The sequence below is a fragment of the Candidatus Thiodiazotropha sp. AKAK2 genome, from assembly GCF_058244685.1.
Genome location: NZ_JBSYOP010000033.1, coordinates 32,650 through 53,920 on the forward strand (window position 1 = coordinate 32,650; position 21,271 = coordinate 53,920).

A 21,271-nucleotide genomic window follows, 5' to 3' on the forward strand; every position below is an offset into this window, starting at 1 on the left:
TATAATAATCAAAAAGTTAGGAGCTTCAAGCATGACCTTGAAGAAATCCATCGACCTGCCGGCGTGCAGAGAGAGCAAAACAAGCTTGTGTTTGATTTGACTCACGTTCTGCACTCATATTAGGCTGGCATGATTATAATAAGCTGCCGTGGGAATGAAGATTATTTCCCTATCTCACGCAGGATGCGAGCAGCCGTCTCACCCATTGTGTTGAGGAGACCATGCGGAAAGACCCGGCCTTGCTGTTTCGAATTCAATATCGTCTGGTTCTAATGACCTGCCTGCTGGCATTCTGCGTCATACTACTTGGCGCCTATGTGCGGCTCTCCGATGCCGGTCTTGGTTGTCCGGACTGGCCAGGCTGCTACGGACAACTCATCGTACCCAGTGAATCGGCTGAGGTGGTCTCAACCGAGCAGTCATTCGATCAATCCAAAGCCTGGAAAGAGATGATCCATCGGTATATGGCAGGTACCTTGGGTCTGTTCATTTTGCTCCTCGCGATACTCGCCTGGTCAAACCGGGAAATCGCCCGTCAGCCTGTAATTCTCCCTGGCGTACTGCTGTTGCTGGTGATATTTCAGGCCCTACTGGGGATGTGGACTGTGACACTGCTGGTCAAACCAGCCATAGTGACCGCTCATCTGCTGGGTGGTTTTGCCACCCTTGCCCTGCTCTGGTTACTGTTACTAAGACTGCGACCCATCGACCATCTGCACACGGTGGAGACCAGCGCCCACCTCAGACGATGGATTCACTTCTCGCTTTTCATACTTTTGATACAGATCACGCTGGGTGGCTGGACCAGCACCAACTATGCCGCGCTGGGATGTACCGATTTTCCAACCTGTTATGCTGGTCAATGGTGGCCTGAAATGGATTTCAAAGAGGCATTTGTGATCTGGCGCGGTCTGGGTATCAACTATGAATTCGGTGTCCTGGAAACCGAAGCCCGTACGGCTATACATGTCACGCATAGACTGGGCGCCCTCTTAACCCTAATTACTCTAGGTGTATTAACTTACTGGTTGATAAGGAAGAGTTCAGCACGTGCATTGCAAAGCATCGGATATCTGCTTACATTAATCCTCATATTGCAAATCGGCCTTGGTATCACCAATGTTTTAGGTCATTTACCGCTGAATGTTGCAGTTGCTCACAATGGTGGTGCTGCCATTCTACTATTAATTTTGGTGACACTGATCTGGGTATCGAGACAACGGGAATAGCACATGTCGGAAAACGCCACCCCCCGCCTGGGGATAACTGCATTGCTGGGAATCTCTGCCTTACTCGGCGGACTACTGGTTTGGTCTTACCTGCAAGGATCCAAGTCTGAAGATTCAAGCCAGCCCCTGGCAACCGAACAGGCGACCCTGCTTCCGGAATTACGTTCCCTGAAACCATTCTCCCTCTCCAACCATCATGGCGAGACATTCGACAATCAAAGCCTACTCGGACAATGGACCTTCATGAGTTTTGGCTATACCTACTGTCCGGATATCTGTCCTACCACCATGTCTCTTTTCAGTGAAATGAACGACCTGCTGAAAAGCGAACGGCAAACTGATCCCTACAAGATCACATTCGTTTCCGTGGATCCTCAGAGAGACTCGCTGGAACGACTTGCTGAGTATGTCACCTATTTCAATCCGGAATTCATCGGTGCCACCGGACCGGAACCGGCAATTGCAAAATTGACCAAACCATTGGGCATTCTTTACCAGCGGGTTGAAACTGAGGACAGTGCTATGGGCTATGTAATGGATCACTCTGCCTCAATCATTCTTGTCGATCCGCAAGGCCAATACCATGCCTATTTCAGCCCGCCACATGATCCACAGAAAATGGCCAATGACTTTCTCAACATCACTGACCATGCCAGACTGAGAAAATAGCTGTGAGCGACCTGATAAATGGTAAATGCTGGCATTGTGGTCATGAATTGCAGACAGCCGATTATGGCCGTGAGACGGGCTGTCTCTCCTGCGGTAAACCGACTCGTGTCTGCCGTAACTGCCGTTGGTATGCCCCCAGCCGCCCCAATCAATGCGAAGAACCCAGTGTTGAACGGGTGCTAGATAAAGAAAAAGCCAATTTCTGCGAGCTGTTTGAGCCAACGCTGGAGCCACTGACTGATCAAGCAACCACATCAGAGGATTCTTTACGCCAGGCCGCTGAGGACCTATTCAAGTAGACGTTACCCGCTCGGCAAAAGGTTTACTGTCCGAGCCGGTTGACTGAGATTCACTGTCATCTATTTGCTCACCGGATCAGGATCAGTCAATCGGTCCTGGCTAGCAATCTGTCGAGCTGGTTGGCGAAAGCCTGGCGATCTGAATGACTGAATGCTGCCGGTCCCCCAGTATCCACACCACTACCCCGCATGGTATCCAGAAAGTCCCGCATCGTCAGACGCTGGCGGATATTATCAGCCGTATAGCGCTCACCCCGGGGAGTCAGAACCAGACAGCCCTTCTCAATGACTTCCGCAGCCAGGGGTATATCGGCGGTAATTACCAATTCACCAGATTGAGCCTGTTGCACGATGTAGTCATCCGCCACATCAAAACCAGCCGAGACCTGTACTGAGCGGATCAGTTCTGAGGGGGGAACCTGTAATGCCTGATTGGCGACCAGCACAACAGGAATACGGACTCTGTCCGAGGCACGAAACAAAATCTCTTTAATCGGTTTTGGGCAGGCATCGGCATCGACCCAGATCCTCTGCAATGACATTTTAGCTCCGGAATTAAACTCGCATTGTAAATAAAAGTGCATACTGACTGTAATATTGGCTATTGTAATCAGTAAACAGACCATTATACTTCACGGCCCGGCCATGCCTATGGCCGCTTCATCTGCTCCCACCAGGAATTCTCAATGTCCCACGAAGATCCCGCTGTCACCAGCTTCAACGAGTTCGATCTGCCGAAACAGCTTCTCAGAGCACTGGATAAAGTAGGCTATGAAACCCCCTCCCCGATCCAGGCACAGACTATCCCATATTTACTGGCAGGTGACGATTTACTGGGACATGCACCCACAGGCACCGGTAAAACCGCCGCCTTTGCCCTGCCACTGCTGGCTCGCCTGAACCTGAAGCTGCGCCATGTACAAGTTATGGTGTTGACCCCGACCAGGGAGCTGGCCATCCAGGTTGCCGAGGCATTTCAGCGCTATGCATCGCAGATGAAGGATTTTCATGTCCTGCCAATCTACGGCGGTCAGGATTACGGCACTCAGATCCGCCAATTGAAACGGGGTGTTCATGTGGTCGTCGGCACACCCGGCCGGGTCATGGACCATATGCGCAAAGGCACACTCAAACTGGATAACATTCAGACCCTGGTACTGGATGAAGCGGATGAGATGTTGCGCATGGGCTTTATCGACGATGTGGAGTGGATACTCGAGCAGACCAACCCGGAGAGGCAGATCGCTCTTTTCTCCGCCACCATGCCGAAAGAGATACGCCATATTGCGAGGCGTCATCTCAATCAACCCCATGAAATTGCCATTAAAAGCAAAACGGCCACCGCTGAAACCATCCGGCAGCGTTACTGGCTGGTCAAAGGACTGCATAAGCTGGATGCCTTGACCAGGATTCTTGAAGTCGAGCCATTTGACGCCATTATCATCTTTGTTCGTACCAAGACCGCCACCACCGAGCTGGCAGAAAGGCTCTCGGCACGTGGTTATAGTACCGCTGCATTGAATGGCGACATGGTGCAAAAGCAGCGGGAACAGATGGTTGAACGGCTGAAACGTGGCGCACTCGATATTCTGGTGGCAACCGATGTCGCTGCCCGCGGCCTGGATGTCGAGCGGATCAGCCATGTCATCAACTTCGATATCCCATACGATGCCGAGTCCTATGTACATCGTATTGGAAGAACTGGACGTGCCGGTAGAACCGGTGACGCAATTCTTTTTGTTGCCCCCCGGGAGAGGCGTATGTTGGGCTCGATCGAGAAGTCGACCCGGCACAAAATCGATCAATTGACTCTGCCCAGCACCGAAACCGTCAACAATAAACGCATCGCCGCATTCAAGCAGCGAATCAGCGATACCCTGGCATCTGAAGAGCTCGATTTTATGCAGGGCCTGTTGGAACAGTACCAACAGGAGCACGATGTACCCGCCATAGATATCGCAGCGGCTCTGGCAAAAATGTCGCTTGGCGACAAACCATTACTGCTTCAACCTGAAAGAAGCAGACCCAAAAACAGTGAGCCATCCAGGGAGAGAAGCGACAAACGAGTGCGAAGTAGTCAAAAAAGCAGTGCTGCAGGCTCCGCCCCACCCTCAGGTATGGAACGGTTTCGCATCGAAGTGGGCCATGAGCACAATGTACAACCTGGTAATATCGTTGGCGCAATTGCCAATGAGGCGGGCCTGGATGCGGAGCACATTGGTCATATCGATATTCAAAACGATTTCAGTCTGGTCGATCTACCGGTCGGCATGCCTCATGAGATTTTTCAGGATCTCAGAAAGGCCTGGGTCTGCGGACAACGCCTGAAGATTTCCCGTCTCGCAAAAGCGGAGAAACCTGCCAAAAGAAGCAGCAGATCAGAGAAGAAAAAACCTAAGAAAAGAAAGACTAAAAAGCGTTCCAACACGGACTCAAAACAGTAATCCGAGCAACTGCGATACGGCAGAACTTAGACGAAGGCAGCAGCGGACTAATCGCCATACCCGCTGCCCGGTTATCTGATGGCTAGGGTTTTCAGTTGAACCGTTCTCCTGTCAGAGAAAATCCACTCGCAGATTAACTCTTCGATTTTCTGCCCTTCCATCAGCATTGCTGTTATCGGCAACCGGCTGAGAATCGGCGTAGCTGACCGAACGCAGATGTTTCGGGGAAAACCCCTGATCCAGTAAAAACCGGGTAACCGCATTGGCCCGCGCGGCAGCCAGTTCCCAATTGGAGTGAAAAGGTCCACCAAGGATCGGCCGGTCATCCGTATGCCCTTCCACAGCAATATCCGCTTCACCGATCTCCTGCAGAGTCATGGCGAGTCGGGACAGTACCGGCTGGGCTTCTGGTAACAGTTCGGCCTTACCGGAATGAAACAGAATCACATCGGCAATTTCAAGAGAGACACCCAGTTCGCGTTGAACCACTTTGACTTCATCATCAAAGCGCTGCTCGATGGCCGCAGTCAATCTGGTCACCGCACTGTTGTCAGGCTGGGCCCGAGGCGTTGTCTCCTCGACGACCTCGATCTGTTGGGAGTGGATGGTCGGTAAAGGTGCCTCAGATTGGGTATAGGCTGATGCAATTTGATTCTGCTCCTCTATTGGCTGCATGTGACGGACCGCCATTTGACCCAGCAAAACCACCAGCATGGCCAGAATAACACTCAGCACATCCACATAGGTCAACAGCCAGTTCGCATCGGTATCATCGTTCTCCCACTGATACCAGGCGATGTCGTTCAAAGGACTGCCACTGCTGTTTGATACCATCGACCCTTCCCCCTACTGTGAGGCAACTAGTTTCAGCTGGACTGCGGCCTGTTGAATATCCTGATTTGCCGAGGCTTCATCCATCATCTCCCGGATCAATTCGGAATGCTGTCGATCACAAAGCATCATGACAGCCTGCAGGTGAGCGACCCGGCGGCTGATTAATTGCCTACCTCGCTGCTCGAATTTGCTTGCCATCGGTTTAAACACAAGATTGGCCAGCACCAGCCCATAAACGGTGGTCAACATGGCAAAGCCCATGGCAGCGCCGATTGATGCCAGATCACCGGAGCCGAGGCCGAACAGCATCTGTACCAATCCCAGCAGGGTTCCCAGCATACCGAAAGCAGGGGCATATCCACCCATTGCCCGGAGAATATCAGCAGGCCTGCGAAGATGATCGCGATCTTCAGCAATTTGGCGCTGAAGCGCCAAATTTACCTGATCCCGTGGAAACCCATCGAGAACCAGCTGGGTTCCTCGACGCAAGAGAGGAGCGGAAATCCTCTGGATTACCGCCTCTGCCGGCCGAATTTCACCGCGGCGGAAAAAATTTGCCGCCTGGAGAAAGCGTCGAAATGACTCTTCCTCTTCATCTCCCTGATCCGCAGTCGGCTTTCGAAAGTCACTCACAAGTTTCCACATGGCAATCACCGCATTCAGGGAATGACTCATGATCGTGGTAAGAAGTGTCCCACCTACAACCAGAAACAGCCCGGATACAATGGCAATCAAGCCAGACCCTGGGGCCATCAACTGAATAGTCACGGAGACAACTACAGAAAGTGAAAGCAGTCCAATCCAGATATAAATGGCCAACGCAACTCTCCTGTTCTCTATGGTGTTGTACAGATCGGGGCTGATCCGGGTTTTCTGATATTCGCACATAAGAGATGTGCAAGTTACAGGCCAAATTTGTGAAACAGGTCTAATCGATTGATCCCACGCCTTGTGGTTCTGCTACGATAAACCTGAACATGTGGATGTATATTATTGTCAAATAGCGGTATATTTCGATGTCGCAGGGTAAATCAACTCCGGCGGCTTAACCTGTATTTCGGCATAGTCAGCCTATTTAATTAATCATCACGGGATAACCCAATGAAGTTAAAAGCGCTCTTGCTTATCTCATTTGTATCGAGCAATACGCTCTCTGTTGCAGCAGCCGCCTCAGAAGTCAATATGAATCCAGGTCTATGGCAGTGGACTGCCGTTATGAATATGCCGGGCATGCCGGTGCAGCTCCCCCCCACTTCCTATACAACCTGTATCAGTCAGGTTGACTTTGTGCCGAAGGACAGTGAATTGGGACAGAATTGTGAAACTATCGATCTGAAAACTGAAGGTGACACCGTCTCGTGGAATATCACCTGTACCCAGAATGGTATGGCAACCACTAGCCAGGGAGATATCACCTACTATGGGGATCGAGCTGAAGGGAATATCAATATCAACTCTCAGGGTTTGCAGATGCGCTCTAAAACCACCGGGGAAAGATTGGGGCCCTGCACGAAAAAGTAGTCTGACATTGATAGGATCCTGCCAGGCATCAATAGCGAGCTGTTATCAATCAGGCTGTTTGTTTGGCAAACAAGCACAAAGCAGTGAATGCACCGTTTTACTGGTGCAACCAGGCATAACCCAGTTGCTCCATCTGCTGCTCAATCCAGCGAGAACGCTCAACTACATATGGGCTGGGTGGATGCGCACGATAACGCCAGGGATTTGGTAGAACTGCCGCAAGCCTGGCAGCTTGACGCTTAGACAGTTGACCTGCCGGTGCCTGAAACCAGTATTTACTGGCGGCACCGACGCCAAAGACGCCAGGACCAAACTCGACAATATTCAGATAAACCTCAAGAATTCGCTGTTTATCCCAAAACAGCTCAAGCAACAGCGCGATGCCCATCTCCAAGACTTTTCTAGCGAGATCTCGATTTGACCATAGAAACAGGTTTTTGGCGGTCTGTTGGGTCAGTGTACTTGCGCCACGTAATCGATTACCCCTGTCCGCCTCTTCCAACGCATCTATGATCGCTTCTGGATCAATGCCAAAATGAGTTGGAAACCGCTGGTCTTCTGCAGCCACTACAGCTAATTGTACCGAAGGTGCAATCCTATCCAGACTGACCCATTGGTGTCGTGCTATTTCCGGGTAAGTCGCAGAACTGCTGAACTCTCGTTGAATCTTCCATGACCAGGTTGGAGGATCGAAATAGCGAAACAAGACGATTGTCGTGATGATGAGTATGCTCACACCCAATACAAACTGAAAACTCAGACGCAATACAAACTCCAGCAACCGAATAATACCGGTTTTGCCTTTATTCTTTCGAACAGCCACTTGAGTTAATGAAATCTTAGATATGGACGTATGAATTGAAACTTAGAGTAGGTGTTTCCCATCGAACAGATCATACTCAAGGGTAAATGGGTCTATTCCTTCGATACAGCCCAGGTTCACGCGAAAGTGCCCTGGCATTCTGGCAGTTTCATGAAAAGTATAAATACCGCATTGATTACAAAAGTAGTGGCGGGCTGTTTTTAAGCCAAACTGATAGCATTCGAGTGTCTGATCATCTGACTCATAAGAAAATTGATCAGGAGGTATTGCCTCACTGCTCATCATCGCTCCTTTTCGAGTACAGATAGAGCAATTGCAGCGCAAGCCTTTTACAATCTCTTCACCTTCATATGAAAAGCGGACAGCACCGCAATGGCAACTCCCATGGTAGCGTTCTGTCATGACCAGCCTCCTGGTATTTTGTTATCTGAAAGTGTAGATCTTGTAAAATCTGGATACTACCTGGATTTGTGGTGTCTTGTTCCAGTAAAAAAGAGCCGTCAGAATAACCTGTAGGAGACCATTTCGTTGATAATTGCATCACACCTTGAATGGCTTAATGACTGTTAGTGTCGAAACCAGGCCAGCAGAAAACGCCAAATACGTGCGTAAAAAGAAGTTAGAAGTGCATCATGCACGATCATTCCCAGTATTGCCGTGATCAAAGTAAACCAGAGTACTGCTTCGAAAGGTATCAAAGTTGTGCTGGAAATAAACAGACTGTTTATAGCCAGCCAGAGGATCAGTCCTGTTATGAATCCGACAATTGCATTGAAAAGACCCAGGGCAAGTCTGTCCATCAATGTTGTATCACTATCCAATTTCATTGGCTGAACTTAAGTATATCCTTTTGTTAATTTTTGAATGCGCTGATGAGGATGATTCCTTTTAGACTTGTCACTACGCAATTCTGGTACCTCAGATTCATGAATTCAGTACCAATTGAGACATTACAGCAAACTCTACGTCTACCTGACAATGCTGCTATTGTGACTCTCTGCAGCTTGGAGCCTGCATGTAGAACTCAGTCAGCCCCACCATGCATTCGAATCCAACACCCCTATCCTATTGTTTTTGTTTATCTTTTTTACGTTTCACTTCAATACCACTTTATAGGCTATTGTTTCTTAAACTGATATGATTAGTTCTGCTGGCAAGTTGAATCGATATAAAGATGCCTAATAATCGTCTGTTTACAACTACTGTAGCTATGTTTATGGAGAATCTATCCAAATTTCGAGGATGGATTGCAAACCATGTTCTGGGCAGATTGTATGCTGGGTTGAACAAAGAAAATGTCAGCACCAACTCCATCCTATGGGGCTACTATCCTGTTGCTTTGGTTGCACTGATCGGCTTGATTATCTCTGTGGGCCTTTTTATGCAATCTATGAGCTGGGAAAAACAGCAGGCTGAGATCGCTTTTCATGAAACTGCGCAGGATAGGATATTGCTGATCAAGCGAGAAATTAAGTTCTCTCTCGGTATTATTCAGGATATCGCCAGCTATATTGAAGCCTCTGAAGCTGTTGGCCGAAGAGAGTTTAGAAAATTTGTGGGGCCTGCTTTGAAGAATCAGGCTGGAATAGAAACCCTCGCATGGGTACCTAAGGTAGATTTTGAAAATTATGATCAATTTCTGGATTTTGCCAGAATAAGCTTCCCCCCTTTTGAAATAAAGGAGTTGACTCCTGCTGGCCAATCAAAAAGCAAAAAAGTGGAAGGCCATGTTTATTATCCGATTTTATACGTGCAACCATACCAGGATAATAAACCAATGCTTGGCTTGAATATCGGAACGGATACGCAGGTAAAATCACTATTTGAGGAGAGTGTCATCAAGGGGACCAGATTGATTGCCAACAGATCAATTATAGATTCTCAAACACAACAATCTGTTGCTGGAATTGCCGTTGTCGTACCCGTCTTTGTAAAAAGTGATGAAGAGCAGCCTGAAAGCACTCAGAAGAACCTTCGCGGTTATGCACTGGGCATATTCAATATTGGCGAAATTATCGAACGTGCTCTTGATAATCTTAGACCGGGATCTGTCGATGTCAGGCTCTATCAAGGGATCACAACTACGGATGAGACACTGTTATACACCCATTTTTCAAGGAGTCGCCAACTTGATCAGCTGTCTGTGACTGATCTTGAAAAGTCAGGAATCAGCTATATAGAAATGATCGATGTTGAAAACCTATCATGGAGCGTGTTGTGCACTCCTGTTTTTGATAAGTTTGAAGCCAAGACTTTCACGAGCTGGATTATTCTATTAGGCGGTTGTGCATTTACCGCGCTACTCACAATCTATACAGCCAATCTGGTTGGACAAACCAATCAGATACGCCATCAGGTTGCGGAAAGAACAGCATTACTTCGCTTGACAGTCGAGGAACTAAATCAGGAGGTTATGGAGAGAAAAGCTGCTGAAGCTGAATTACAAAACCTAAACGAGACTTTAGAACACCATATCGCTTCCCGTACGGCAGAAGCTGAGCGTAGAGCTGAGTATTTGGAACAATTTGCCTATGTAACCTCTCATGATCTTAAAGCTCCACTTAGAGCAGTTAGCAATCTTGCAGAATGGATTGAGGAAGACCTGACAGATAAACTGGACGATTCATCAAAAGAACAACTTGCACTACTCAGGGATCGGGTCAGGCGAATGCACGACCTGATAGAAGGACTATTAGAATACTCAAGAGTAGGCAAAACATCCGACGTTGAGGCCATAATTGATACCCGTGAACTGATACAGGAAATTACCGATTCACTTTCTCCTCAAAAGGGCTTCACAATTAAGATCAAGGGTGAAATGCCAGTATTGAAAGCTGACCGACTTCAGCTTGGACAGGTTTTTTCTAACCTGATAAGTAACAGCCTAAAACACCATGGTGGAAGAAAAGGTAAAATACGTATTAGCAGCAAACAGGTTGGCAACTATTATGAGTTTACTGTCTGTGATAACGGACAGGGTATAGCCTCGGAGTACCATGACAAGGTTTTCAAGATGTTTCAAACTCTCAAATCGAGTGATTATAATAACAGCACTGGTATCGGATTAGCTCTGGTTAAAAAAATAGTTATAGAGCATGGTGGTTCGATACATTTGAATTCCGCTGTGAATGAAGGTGCCTGCTTTACTTTCTTATGGCCTTATACGCCTGCAGAAGATAATCAGATTTATAACAAAATTGAAGGCAAATTGACCGGGTAATAATCCATGTTAAGCAAAAATGAATCCATATTGCTTATTGAAGACGATCGTGTCGATATAATGACAGTTCAACGTGCGCTTAAAAAGAACAAGATTTCTAATCCACTGTTCGTAGCCCGGACTGGCCATGAGGCATTCAATATGCTGCGTGGAGATAATGGAAAAGAGCAGGTAACTCCAGCACTGATTTTACTAGATTTGAACTTACCTAAAATGAGTGGCATTGAGTTTCTGCACAAAATCAGGAATGACCCTAATTTATCCGATCAACGTATTATCGTATTGACCTCTTCCAACGAACCCAAAGATAGAGATGCTGCCTTTGAATATGATGTTGATGACTATATCGTAAAACCCCATTCTTTTAGCGAATTTACTAGAGCGATTGCGACTATTCTTGAGCTGTGGGAATAGCAGTCAGTTCGAGGTGGGCATTATCGCTGAGCCCTGACAGTTCACTGACAAAGAAAGCGTTAACGACGGCTTTTGAGACTCGCGCTGAACCCAGAGGGGTGATATTTCATTCCGACCAGGGCTGCCAATACACGAGCTTAGATTTCCGCCAAAAGTTGTGGCGGCATCAAATGGTACAGAGCCTGAATCGACGTGGAAACTGCTGGGACAATAGCCCAGTTGAGCGATTTTTCAGAAGCTTGAAAACGGAATGGATGCCTGAGATCGGGTATCGAACTTTTAAGGAAGCGAAGTACCACATCACGGATGTATATTATTGGATACTATGGTCAAGTGAGACCACATACTCACAACGATGGATTGACGCCCAGAGTAGTTGAGAAGCAGTACTGGAAAGCATAGAAAGCCGTGGCCAAAATGACTTGACCACTACACATCGATCACAATTTCGACTATGCCAACTTCTAACACTAAAAAAGAATTTAAAACAATAGGATTTATATTCTCATTTTGTAGTTGTTCTTTCGCGCCACGTCATACACGAATTGTAGTTAAATCCATTTTATTTTTAAATCTGACTGGTAGGCTAATGTGAAAATGGTTAGCTAATATATTAAGCTTTCAAACTTCATGGCGTTTCATCATTAAGTATGAAAGTTGCCTGTTCAAGTAACACTTTATACTTGTAACCTGAACCGATATCCACATTATTTCGAACCACACCTTGTACTGTAACCTTGGCACCTGGCGAAATCATCTCCTGAGAGGTCGCAATCAATTTGTTACTAGGTTCTTTACCAGTACCATCTTGCAATGTTATCCAGTTCTTACCAACTATATTCTGATTGACTTTGATAACCTTTGCGTTGAAGGCAACACTCTTTTCATTTAATGAAATAGCATTGGAGACAATTTCCTCAACGGTCATACCATCAGGTAGTGGAGTAATCTCACCCGGTTCTGGAGACTTAACAGCATCGCTTTGGGACAATGACTTTACACCAACAGCATGATTTCCTGAAACTGACCTGTGTAGACTGTCCATATCACCGACACCTGCTTGACTTACACTCTCTACAAAAATAATGGAGTCGAAAAACCTATCCAGTGATTTACTGTAGAAATCTCTCATCTCCATACCACCCTTGTAGATGATCTTTTCACCTAACTTTACGGGTAGAAGAGTAGTTGCAATCCATACATTTCGTTCTTCAAGTCTGATATAAGTATAACTCCCCACATCCATCATTTCTGCGACAGTACCTGAGCCGGTACCCATCTCCTCCGCTGAGGCAGTTTGGAAGACAACGAGTATAATCACGACGATTAACGCACTAAGGTTTGACATAATTCTCTCTGATAATGAAGAGCCGGCACTATTTTGAATGGCAAACCGACGCCGCCATCAATCATTTTCTGATTGAGCATGAACCTGCGCCGGTAATTTCAGCTGGTCGTTTTCAGGTATAGTTTGTTCAAGTCTAATTTATACCCAAACCAGTATCCGTAAATTACTGTTACGGTTTCCTGAAACACAAATATTGAGCTACCATAGATTTTAGCCTACTAGATCAGCTCCACTAATACAAAAACAGCAGCTGTCATTCCAGCTAACTGGAGGAAAACGTGAGATCCAGACCTGTATCTGATTACCACTCGCAACACACAGATCAAAAGAGAGTGCTGTTACATCTTATTTTACTTGTATCGATAATCATTCTGGTTTCAGGCTGCGCTTCTCCAGGGCCATCTGCCCAAGGCCAACGGGCTGATGCTGGGAATTATGTTTGGCCTGCGCCACCAGAGAAGCCCAGAATACGCTATCTCGGCAGTTTGAAGTCCTCAGACTCTTTCGATAGTGGCCAAGGAATGGGACTTCGAGAGTGGTTTCTTGGAAAAGAGGAGGAGGAATCCCGTACCCTGGTGAAACCCTATGGTGTTCACAGTGACTCTCAGGGCCGGGTTTATGTCGCTGACACGGGTATTTCCGGACTTGCAGTATTCGACCTTAATAACGAATCGATGGAGTTCTTGGGCACCAGTGGCCCTGGAACGCTGAAAAAACCAACAGGTGTCACTACCGACTCGGAAGGCAACGTTTATGTCACCGATGTTATTGATCATCGAGTCGTGATGTACAGTAAAGATGGGCAGTTTATCAATGCATTTGGTGGTAGTGATGTCCTCATTTCACCAGTGGGACTGACCTTCAACGATAGCACTCAACAACTCTATGTGGTCGACTCAAAAAAGCACCAAGTCATTGTTTTTAATAAGAATGGAGGGGTTGATTTTACCATTGGTGATCGAGGTTCTGAGAATGGAAAATTCAACTACCCCACCAACATTACAATTGATGAAAAGGGCCAGATATATCTCGCAGATACAATGAATTTCCGCGTTCAGATTTTTGATCAACAAGGTAAATATTTGAAGGGTTTCGGCAACCTTGGCGACGGACGCGGACAATTCAGTCGACTCAAGGGTATCGGTATCGATCATGACGGCCACATCTATACCATAGATGCCGCATTCAACAATATGCAGATCTTCAATCAGGAAGGCCAGCTTCTACTGACTGTAGGCAAACCAGGTACAGGACCAGGAGGCTTCTATCTGCCAGCAGGAGCTCACGTGGATAAAAATAATAAAATCTTTGTAGCAGATCAATTGAACCAGCGAATCCAAATGTTTGAGTACTTAGGAGAGGCAGAATAATAGCAACATACACTAAAGTTTGATTTTCTACTCTTAATCAGAAAAGAAAACAGTTAGTGCCAAAGTTGCACTAACTCTCGTTTTAATCGAGTTATGTCAACACAAATTAATTTTCATTTAATATTTCTTAATGAATTCTTAATAATCCCTCATGATAATTCACACAACAACGGTAGATGATTTGAATGTCAGAGAATTACCACGAAGTTTAAAATACCCAGTGTTTTACTTGATATTTCATAGATCGCTCTAAAATCAAAAAAACTAAAAATACTAACTAAGAAAAACCAATTAAATTCCTTAAAACCATTGACCTTAATATAGCGTTGTCATAATATTACAATAGATGTGGGAATATTTTCCCATTTCTTAAGCGAACCTTAAGAAAGCCTAAGAACTGCCGGTCAACAAGGCAGCACGGCCACATGCAGTAGAAGTACCCCTAGTTAAGAATAGTAATAACGTAAAGCACTCAAATGGAGCTGGTGCATCATCCTTTACCCTGCTAAGGAGGAATGGCATGAGAAAAACAGCAATCCTGGGTATTATTTTTGCCTCACTTGCCCTGCTTGTCACATCTGCAACTGCGGATATTGCCAATACATCGCATGACCTGCGTAGTCAAACAACACTCTTGACCCAGGCCGGTAATACACAAATCTGTGCTTACTGCCACACACCCCATAATGCCAGTACCACAAACAGTACGACCCCATTATGGAATCATCAAGATACAGTCGCCACCTACACCATGTACAGCAGTCCCTCACTGGACATGACCATTGCCGGATCACCGGCTGGTGTCTCTCTTGCGTGCCTCAGCTGCCATGACGGTTCTGTTGCTGCTGACTCACTGATCAATTTTCCGTCTGGTGTTACTGGACCTGATGGGATATTTTTCCTGGGGGACAGTCTCGGTACAGATCTGAGCAACGACCATCCTATCTCCCTGACCTATAACGCAACACAGGATCCTGATTTTGTTGCAGCTGTGAATTCTCAGGTGAATGGTCTGCAACTGTTCGGTGGAACCGGGGATCAGGTTGAGTGTGGTACATGCCATTCTGTGCATGACAATACCAATGAGCCATTCCTTCGAATGAGTAATGCTGGCAGCGCACTCTGTCTGGCCTGTCACATTAAGTAATCACACAGCGTATCCATCCCATGATTCGCATTGGGAATAGAGAGACATTCAGCATAACCAGGGTAATATCAATTATCCTGGTTGTGCCCTCTCTGTTATGGATTGCTTCCTGCAGTACAGAGTCCAAACAGGTATTTTTCGATATTCAGCCACCGACAGCCAAAGAGCTGGCAGAGCAGGAACTAAAACGACAAACCGCACTGATTGAAGCTCAAACACAAGGATTGAAAGCAGGTCAATCAGGTAATTTCTCTGCTGGATATTTCCAACAACCTGCTGATACTGGCCCAAGACCAGAGATTGAGTCGATCAATGAATGGGACAGGGTGGAGGAAATCCTACCCAAAGATGAAGAAGACAATGTCGACTGGTCCATGGCATTGAAACAGGGAATGATAAGACCCCGTCCAGGAAAAGACCCTCGGGCCTTGTGGGCTAAGGCCTTCCAATGGGATTTTATCATTCCAGGTGAAGAGCGGGAGGATGATGCCTTCTTTCCCCACTCTGCACACACCGAGTGGCTTGGGTGCAAGAACTGTCATAATCCCACGCTCTACCCCTATCGAAGAAATCCTGCAACGATGAAAGAGATGAAGCGGGGGGCATCCTGTGGCGCTTGTCATGGTAAAAAGAAAGTCTCATTCTCTCTGAAAGCATGCGACCGCTGCCATATCAACAGTGACGACGAGGAAGAAGAAGACGAATAATCCATATACCACTACAGCTGTAGTTGCATTCAGGGTAAATAATTGGTGAAGGTATGCGCAAGTACACTTGTGTTCTAACAACAACATTAATATGTCTTTTCTTGTACGGTTCATTACTGACCGCAGCCCCTGGTGATATTCAATACACTCGAGAAGGTGGTGATCCAGAAAAACTAAAATCATTCCCACCATCAATCTTTCCCCATTGGATCCATCGACTCAATTACCGCTGTGATGCCTGTCACAATACAATTTTTGAGATGAAAACCGGGACCACTACGATCAATAAGGACGTAATGAAAGAAGGCAAGACCTGTGCCGTTTGCCATAATGGTACAGATGCCTTTGACGATGGATTTGCCAATTGTAACCGCTGCCACCTACTCGAAGAGCAGTAGACATCATGCTTCCCCTGGAGGTCATGACAAGATCAGTGATACCGCTGGCATTCATTTGGTTGGTTGCCACGATTACTTTTCTCTGGAGTGAGAGGCTCGCTGCCGAATCAAACAGTAGTTTCGTACTCTACCCCACTGAATTGGATGCAGTAGTAAAATTTGATGGCACTAAATCAAAAAATGGCATCGAATCCCAAGAAATTGAGTGGCAGGCAGGCCTTAGAATTGCACAAATGGGATATCTCTTGGATCCCAGGATTGCCTGGTTTCTCATCGATATAGAACCACTCTATACCTGGACTGAAGTTGAAACCGACGACACCCTCGAGGAATACGATGGTGAGCTGTTCAACTATCTACTGCAGACCAGCCTGCTGCAGGGAACACCAGGCCCTTTTGGTCTAGATCTAGCTGCACAGAAGAATACAAGCCTGAATACCGGCTCACTGGGCAGTCGTTTCGACACTGATATCGAGTCTTATGGTGCTACCCTCAACTGGAAAAATTCAGCCTTTCCAATGAGCCTCTCCTACGAAGAGGAAACCCTTGATGAAGAGTTCCGTTCAAGCCTGACGAATCCGGTTACCGAACGCGACGAACTATTGAAAAGCTGGAACCTGAAGGGACGAAGCAGCAAGCTAAGCATCCACCTCACCCATGACGAATTAGATGACCGTATCATTTCGCGAAATCAGGATTATGAACTGGACAGAGCGAATATTTCACACCATCTGCTATGGGGTCGTAACAGTCAGTTGGATTCAAACCTTAACTATTCGGACCGTACGGGTTTCAACGCCAATGAACGTCTAACGATCAGTGAGAGTGCAAGGATACAACACCTTGATAATATTCACAGCCGTACCACCTATCACTATCAGTCCACAGAGCAAACCATAGAAAACACAGAGCATGGTGGAAGATTTGAGCTCCACCACAAACTCTACAATAATCTGAACACCATGGGCTATGGCAATCTCAACAAGCGCGAATCTGACGACCTGGAGGAGGACAAGTGGCGAGTAGGCCTGGAAACACGATATACCAAAAACAATCTTTTGGGCGCTTACATCAGTGCTGGGGTACGGGCTTCATACCAGGAAACTGACAGGGTTTCCACACTTGGCACCATCGATGTTATCGATGAGAGTCAATCAGTCCCTTTTACCGGGGCCATCCTGCTCGAACAACGCTTTATCATCGCCAGCACCATCGTAGTTACCGATAGTGATGGGATTACCGTGTATGACGAAAACACAGACTATACGATTATAGACCTATCTGGTGATCTGACTCAGCTACAGATTGTACCAGGCGGCAGGATAGAGTCAGGAGATACCCTACTGGTAAGCTACGATGCGGAAATACTACCCACGCAAGAGTTCTCCACTGTTTTCACTAACTACCATTTCACCATAGATTACGATTGGGTAAGACTCTCCCATAGCGATAGCAAGTCTGACGACAAACTCATCACAGGAGCAAGTGAAAGTTTTCTGCAGAATACACGCAATACTTATACCGATCTTGAGTTTCATTTCAAACCGCTCAATATTGACACGATAATCGGTGCTGAAAGGCGTTATACCGAAACCGGTGGGTTCGAATCGACCACATATTCTTTCAATCAGCGGTTTTCGTGGACCCCATCTGTACGCAGAGGTGGACAGAGCATCAATTGGAGTTTAAATGCCACTCAATCATTTACAGAACAGGATTTTCTAGACACAGATCTCTATCGCCTTGACTTCATCGTAAATTGGCAAGCCAGTAGAAATCTGACGATTCGACCGACCATAAGCGGCTGGAAAAGAGAAGATGTGGGCACTGCAGTCGCAGGGGGGCGCAAAGACGATGAATTCTTCACAGCTGGTATTCTTGCTCAATGGCGCTACCGTAAACTCGACCTGGATTTTAAATACAACCACGATCGTCGAGAAGTGACCAACTCAGATAATAGTGGTACGACCGAGACAAACGAGGATAGACTGATGATCACGTTGAGGCGGAGAATATTGTGAGTAGACTTATCTTACTTACAATTTTCCTCTTTCTCACCGCTTGCTCATCTACAGGCCCGGTAACTTTCGAGCCTGCAAAAGAGGGCCAGCGGATTGTCTGGCCTTCGGCACCAGAACCGGCCAGAATAGAGTTTATCGCCGCTTTCAGCAATGCCCAGGACTTAGGCATAGAAAAATCAATATTCACTAAATTACTTGATCTCTTTACTGGTGCAGATGATCAAAATTTAGCACGCCCCTATGCACTTGCAGTCTTTGAAAACAGGCTAGCTATAGCAGATCCGGATGCAGCTGTGGTGCATTTATACGATCTCAAAAAGCAGACTCACAACAGAATAGAACGTGTCGGTGAAAACCAACTTGAATCACCTATCAGTGTAGCCATTGATAGTCACAGGCTCTTCATTGCTGATTCAAAATCAAATAAAGTATTTGTTTTGGATTCCAGTAATAAGCTTCAACACATAATTGAAGGATTAGAACGCCCTACCAGCCTGTCATTAAACCCATCCCAGCAACGATTGTTTATTGCAGATACATTGGCTCATAAGGTCTTTGCGTATGATCTAGTAGGAAACTACTTATTCAAAATCGGTGAGCGGGGCGAAAATGATCTAGAGTTTAACTACCCAAGTCACTTGGCAACCTCGGATAAGAAACTCTTTGTCAACGACACCATGAACTTCAGAGTTCAAGTATTCGATAGTAATGGGCAACACATATCAACCTTTGGCAAGCAGGGAGACGCTTCCGGTTACCTGACGCAGTCAAAGGGAATAGCGGTAGACTCTGATGGACATATCTATATCGCCGATGCTCTGGCGAATAGAATTCAGATTTTTACCCAAAACGGTGAGTTTTTACTTGAGTTTGGCAACACCGGCAGACAACATGGAGAGTTCCAGATGCCGACAGGGTTAGCCGTGTGGAATGACAAAATATTTGTCGCCGACTCTTATAATCAACGCATCCAGGTTTTTCAATACCTGAAGGTGGATGAATGATATGCGAAATATCTATCTTCTATTTCTACTACTGACAACGATTCCCGGTATCACTCTGGCAGGCATTGCTGAGACGGCGCATAACCTGTCCTCAAGCGGTCAGTTTACGGTTAAAAGCAACACTGAGGATCGAATCTGCATTTTTTGTCATACCCCACATGCCTCTGCGCCAGATTCACCATTGTGGAACAGATCCTCTACAGGGATCTATATTGACTATCTCAGTAGCACGACACATGCTGATGCAGGCACCATGAGTTCGTCATCAGTTCTTTGCCTGTCTTGCCATGATGGCACCATCGCCTTGGGTAATATAGGGAGACCGGGTACCATCACCGATTTAAGTACCACATATATCACTGATCGCGCTCTGTTGGGTACAGATCTATCTGATGATCATCCGGTATCCATTATCTACAATCCTACTCTTTTGAATACCGACCCTGATCTGGTGCACCCAAACAATGTGGATCTACCACTACGAAACAATGAGCTTCACTGCTCCTCATGCCATGATGCTCATGAGAACATTCATCCCCCATTTCTGCATAAATCAACTACGAATGGTGATCTGTGTGTCACCTGCCATATGCCAAGGCCTGAAGGCGCAGGTACTGCCTGGATCTGGTCCAATAGTTCACATGCAACTTCAACCGCCACACCCCAAGGCACCAACCCCTGGTCTGAACGTAAGCCTGAATGGGCAGGACTGACCGTACAAGCGAACGCTTGTATGAACTGCCATACACCCCACAATGCCGCAACACCGGAAAGACTGATCAAAGGTATAGAGGAGGATACTTGCTACCTCTGCCATAATGGCACTGTCGCGCAGACCGATATCCAGACCGAAATACAGAAAATTTATCACCACCCGGTTGAGATTGCCCTTAATGACGAACACTCTGCGCGCACCGAAAATCCTCTAATGATGCCCTGGCATGTGGAGTGCGAAGACTGCCATAACCCCCACGCCAGTTTCAGTGAAGCGCCAATGATCTCATTCAATCCGACGAATCCAATGGGTGGAGGTCACTCAGTTGCACCTGCTGTTAATGGCAGCATGATCGGTGTCACTGGTATAGATGCCAACGGCAATTTCAAGCAGGAAGCGGACTTCGAGTATGAAGTCTGTTTTAAATGCCATGGCGTACCCGGAAAAAGTGCCTGTGATAACCAGCGCTGTTCAACCGCAGATAGTTACAATATGGTGAGGGCTGATGGCGTTTACAATATCCGTGACAAGGTGAATTCAGGCAACCCAGCCCTGGTTTCATACCATCCCATCGTGGAAAACGATCCTTCAAACAATAGCGAAGTACCCAGTCTTCGTAGCGACATCCCGCTCACCACTTTCAGCGGGCAGATCTATTGCAGTGACTGCCACAGCAGCAATATATCGCCTGCTGCCGGTGGCCTGGGACCTGCGGGTCCGCATGGTTCGATCCATCAAGGCATTCTGACACAAACTTATGACATCGATCCTGAGAGCTCTACAACGCTCTCAAACGATCTCTGCTTCAAATGTCATGATTCAGGTAATTTGTATACGGATCAATCCTTCCCACATACTGAACACGTAGTTGCAGAAAACCTGGGTTGTATCAATTGCCATGATCCCCATGGATCTGCGTCGAATCGACATCTGATTAATTTCCTCACCTCATCCAACGTTGGCGGGCAGATCAGAACAATCACTGGTACCGGTGATTATCTCGAACCTACCTGGTTGGATACAGGCATACACAGCGGTAGCTGTTGGCTGGATTGCCATGGAAAGGTACATGATGGTTTTGACTATTGATGATCTGGTTTGACTTAAT

The 21,271-nt window shown here is 46.6% G+C and carries 21 protein-coding genes and 1 pseudogene; 15 read left to right on the forward strand and 7 right to left on the reverse strand.

Annotation, left to right across the window (positions count from 1 at the left end):
* Positions 1–221 precede the first annotated feature (221 nt).
* Genes AC4IE8_RS15400 through AC4IE8_RS15410 form a run of 3 tightly spaced genes read left to right on the forward strand, consistent with a single transcriptional unit; the run spans position 222 to position 2,197 of the window.
* On the forward strand, positions 222–1,229 hold the full coding sequence (locus AC4IE8_RS15400; protein ID WP_068995290.1) for a COX15/CtaA family protein: 1,008 nt from the start codon (positions 222–224) through the stop codon (positions 1,227–1,229).
* Positions 1,230–1,232: 3 nt separating this feature from the next.
* A complete protein-coding gene (locus AC4IE8_RS15405; protein WP_068995289.1) occupies positions 1,233–1,898 on the forward strand; it encodes an SCO family protein in 666 nt (221 codons plus the stop codon).
* Between the two features lie 2 nt (positions 1,899–1,900).
* Complete coding sequence (locus tag AC4IE8_RS15410) at positions 1,901–2,197, forward strand: hypothetical protein (protein WP_068995288.1); 297 nt, start codon at positions 1,901–1,903, stop codon at positions 2,195–2,197.
* An 86-nt stretch (positions 2,198–2,283) separates the two neighbouring features.
* On the opposite strand, the gene AC4IE8_RS15415 is transcribed toward AC4IE8_RS15410, so the two are convergent.
* Positions 2,284–2,739, reverse strand: a complete 456-nt coding sequence (locus AC4IE8_RS15415; protein ID WP_068995287.1) for a YaiI/YqxD family protein — start codon at positions 2,737–2,739, stop codon at positions 2,284–2,286.
* A 144-nt stretch (positions 2,740–2,883) separates the two neighbouring features.
* Between AC4IE8_RS15415 and AC4IE8_RS15420 the strand changes: the two genes are divergently transcribed.
* On the forward strand, positions 2,884–4,641 hold the full coding sequence (locus tag AC4IE8_RS15420; protein ID WP_490791405.1) for a DEAD/DEAH box helicase: 1,758 nt from the start codon (positions 2,884–2,886) through the stop codon (positions 4,639–4,641).
* Between the two features lie 111 nt (positions 4,642–4,752).
* Here AC4IE8_RS15420 and AC4IE8_RS15425 read toward each other — a convergent pair whose 3' ends face one another.
* Both AC4IE8_RS15425 and AC4IE8_RS15430 read right to left on the reverse strand, forming a co-directional pair.
* Complete coding sequence (locus AC4IE8_RS15425; RefSeq protein ID WP_068995285.1) at positions 4,753–5,475, reverse strand: OmpA/MotB family protein; 723 nt, start codon at positions 5,473–5,475, stop codon at positions 4,753–4,755.
* Between the two features lie 12 nt (positions 5,476–5,487).
* Entirely contained in the window at positions 5,488–6,294 is an 807-nt protein-coding gene (locus AC4IE8_RS15430) for a motility protein A (RefSeq protein ID WP_068995284.1), read from the reverse strand.
* Positions 6,295–6,576: 282 nt separating this feature from the next.
* On the opposite strand from AC4IE8_RS15430, the gene AC4IE8_RS15435 reads away from it, so the two are divergent.
* A complete protein-coding gene (locus AC4IE8_RS15435) occupies positions 6,577–6,996 on the forward strand; it encodes a DUF3617 family protein (RefSeq protein WP_083226261.1) in 420 nt (139 codons plus the stop codon).
* A 97-nt stretch (positions 6,997–7,093) separates the two neighbouring features.
* On the opposite strand, the gene mtgA is transcribed toward AC4IE8_RS15435, so the two are convergent.
* From mtgA to AC4IE8_RS15450, 3 genes are all read right to left on the reverse strand, one after another.
* Complete coding sequence (gene mtgA / locus AC4IE8_RS15440) at positions 7,094–7,819, reverse strand: monofunctional biosynthetic peptidoglycan transglycosylase (protein ID WP_068995282.1); 726 nt, start codon at positions 7,817–7,819, stop codon at positions 7,094–7,096.
* Positions 7,820–7,861: 42 nt separating this feature from the next.
* Positions 7,862–8,221 carry a GFA family protein gene (locus AC4IE8_RS15445; protein ID WP_071892882.1) on the reverse strand — a complete coding sequence of 120 codons (360 nt, stop codon included), beginning with the start codon at positions 8,219–8,221 and terminating at the stop codon, positions 7,862–7,864.
* 164 nt (positions 8,222–8,385) lie between these two features.
* Positions 8,386–8,646, reverse strand: coding sequence for a hypothetical protein (locus AC4IE8_RS15450; protein WP_068995281.1), 261 nt, complete (start codon positions 8,644–8,646; stop codon positions 8,386–8,388).
* A gap of 347 nt (positions 8,647–8,993) precedes the next feature.
* On the opposite strand from AC4IE8_RS15450, the gene AC4IE8_RS15455 reads away from it, so the two are divergent.
* The 3 genes and pseudogenes from AC4IE8_RS15455 to AC4IE8_RS15465 form a co-directional block, all read left to right on the forward strand.
* Positions 8,994–11,039 carry an ATP-binding protein gene (locus AC4IE8_RS15455; RefSeq protein ID WP_083226260.1) on the forward strand — a complete coding sequence of 682 codons (2,046 nt, stop codon included), beginning with the start codon at positions 8,994–8,996 and terminating at the stop codon, positions 11,037–11,039.
* Positions 11,040–11,045: 6 nt separating this feature from the next.
* Positions 11,046–11,453: a response regulator gene (locus AC4IE8_RS15460; RefSeq protein WP_068995279.1), complete on the forward strand. Its 408-nt coding sequence runs from the start codon at positions 11,046–11,048 to the stop codon at positions 11,451–11,453.
* 14 nt (positions 11,454–11,467) lie between these two features.
* Positions 11,468–11,855 (forward strand): annotated as a pseudogene (locus AC4IE8_RS15465) (integrase core domain-containing protein); the annotation flags it as partial.
* Between the two features lie 226 nt (positions 11,856–12,081).
* Here AC4IE8_RS15465 and AC4IE8_RS15470 read toward each other — a convergent pair.
* A complete protein-coding gene (locus AC4IE8_RS15470) occupies positions 12,082–12,801 on the reverse strand; it encodes a hypothetical protein (protein WP_068995278.1) in 720 nt (239 codons plus the stop codon).
* Between the two features lie 278 nt (positions 12,802–13,079).
* Between AC4IE8_RS15470 and AC4IE8_RS15475 the strand changes: the two genes are divergently transcribed.
* The 7 genes from AC4IE8_RS15475 to AC4IE8_RS15505 all read left to right on the forward strand — a co-directional run bounded on the left by AC4IE8_RS15475 (position 13,080) and on the right by AC4IE8_RS15505 (position 21,252).
* Positions 13,080–14,171 carry a 6-bladed beta-propeller gene (locus tag AC4IE8_RS15475; RefSeq protein WP_490791406.1) on the forward strand — a complete coding sequence of 364 codons (1,092 nt, stop codon included), beginning with the start codon at positions 13,080–13,082 and terminating at the stop codon, positions 14,169–14,171.
* Between the two features lie 520 nt (positions 14,172–14,691).
* Complete coding sequence (locus AC4IE8_RS15480) at positions 14,692–15,318, forward strand: cytochrome c3 family protein (RefSeq protein ID WP_068995276.1); 627 nt, start codon at positions 14,692–14,694, stop codon at positions 15,316–15,318.
* Positions 15,319–15,338: 20 nt separating this feature from the next.
* Positions 15,339–16,025, forward strand: coding sequence for a cytochrome c3 family protein (locus AC4IE8_RS15485; protein ID WP_490791407.1), 687 nt, complete (start codon positions 15,339–15,341; stop codon positions 16,023–16,025).
* A 53-nt stretch (positions 16,026–16,078) separates the two neighbouring features.
* Positions 16,079–16,423 (forward strand): c(7)-type cytochrome triheme domain-containing protein, encoded by a 345-nt coding sequence (locus AC4IE8_RS15490; protein WP_071892876.1) that lies wholly within the window; start codon positions 16,079–16,081, stop codon positions 16,421–16,423.
* Positions 16,424–16,446: 23 nt separating this feature from the next.
* On the forward strand, positions 16,447–18,444 hold the full coding sequence (locus AC4IE8_RS15495; protein ID WP_490791408.1) for a hypothetical protein: 1,998 nt from the start codon (positions 16,447–16,449) through the stop codon (positions 18,442–18,444).
* Positions 18,441–19,448, forward strand: coding sequence for a 6-bladed beta-propeller (locus AC4IE8_RS15500; RefSeq protein WP_068995273.1), 1,008 nt, complete (start codon positions 18,441–18,443; stop codon positions 19,446–19,448). The genes AC4IE8_RS15495 and AC4IE8_RS15500 overlap by 4 nt, the downstream gene beginning before the upstream one ends.
* Position 19,449: 1 nt before the next feature.
* Positions 19,450–21,252: a cytochrome c3 family protein gene (locus tag AC4IE8_RS15505; RefSeq protein ID WP_490791409.1), complete on the forward strand. Its 1,803-nt coding sequence runs from the start codon at positions 19,450–19,452 to the stop codon at positions 21,250–21,252.
* The last annotated feature ends 19 nt before the right edge of the window (positions 21,253–21,271 follow it).

Excerpts from the sequence above, each read along its gene's own strand:
- AC4IE8_RS15480 (WP_068995276.1), top strand. The coding sequence starts at position 14,692 with ATGAGAAAAACAGCAATCCTGGGTATTATTTTTGCCTCACTTGCCCTG.
- AC4IE8_RS15400 (WP_068995290.1), top strand. The coding sequence starts at position 222 with ATGCGGAAAGACCCGGCCTTGCTGTTTCGAATTCAATATCGTCTGGTT.
- AC4IE8_RS15445 (WP_071892882.1), bottom strand. The coding sequence starts at position 8,221 with ATGACAGAACGCTACCATGGGAGTTGCCATTGCGGTGCTGTCCGCTTT.
- AC4IE8_RS15420 (WP_490791405.1), top strand. The coding sequence starts at position 2,884 with ATGTCCCACGAAGATCCCGCTGTCACCAGCTTCAACGAGTTCGATCTG.
- AC4IE8_RS15460 (WP_068995279.1), top strand. The coding sequence starts at position 11,046 with ATGTTAAGCAAAAATGAATCCATATTGCTTATTGAAGACGATCGTGTC.
- AC4IE8_RS15450 (WP_068995281.1), bottom strand. The coding sequence starts at position 8,646 with ATGAAATTGGATAGTGATACAACATTGATGGACAGACTTGCCCTGGGT.
- AC4IE8_RS15485 (WP_490791407.1), top strand. The coding sequence starts at position 15,339 with ATGATTCGCATTGGGAATAGAGAGACATTCAGCATAACCAGGGTAATA.
- AC4IE8_RS15435 (WP_083226261.1), top strand. The coding sequence starts at position 6,577 with ATGAAGTTAAAAGCGCTCTTGCTTATCTCATTTGTATCGAGCAATACG.
- AC4IE8_RS15495 (WP_490791408.1), top strand. The coding sequence starts at position 16,447 with ATGACAAGATCAGTGATACCGCTGGCATTCATTTGGTTGGTTGCCACG.
- AC4IE8_RS15470 (WP_068995278.1), bottom strand. The coding sequence starts at position 12,801 with ATGTCAAACCTTAGTGCGTTAATCGTCGTGATTATACTCGTTGTCTTC.
- AC4IE8_RS15505 (WP_490791409.1), top strand. The coding sequence starts at position 19,450 with ATGCGAAATATCTATCTTCTATTTCTACTACTGACAACGATTCCCGGT.
- AC4IE8_RS15405 (WP_068995289.1), top strand. The coding sequence starts at position 1,233 with ATGTCGGAAAACGCCACCCCCCGCCTGGGGATAACTGCATTGCTGGGA.
- AC4IE8_RS15490 (WP_071892876.1), top strand. The coding sequence starts at position 16,079 with ATGCGCAAGTACACTTGTGTTCTAACAACAACATTAATATGTCTTTTC.
- AC4IE8_RS15425 (WP_068995285.1), bottom strand. The coding sequence starts at position 5,475 with ATGGTATCAAACAGCAGTGGCAGTCCTTTGAACGACATCGCCTGGTAT.
- AC4IE8_RS15415 (WP_068995287.1), bottom strand. The coding sequence starts at position 2,739 with ATGTCATTGCAGAGGATCTGGGTCGATGCCGATGCCTGCCCAAAACCG.
- AC4IE8_RS15455 (WP_083226260.1), top strand. The coding sequence starts at position 8,994 with ATGCCTAATAATCGTCTGTTTACAACTACTGTAGCTATGTTTATGGAG.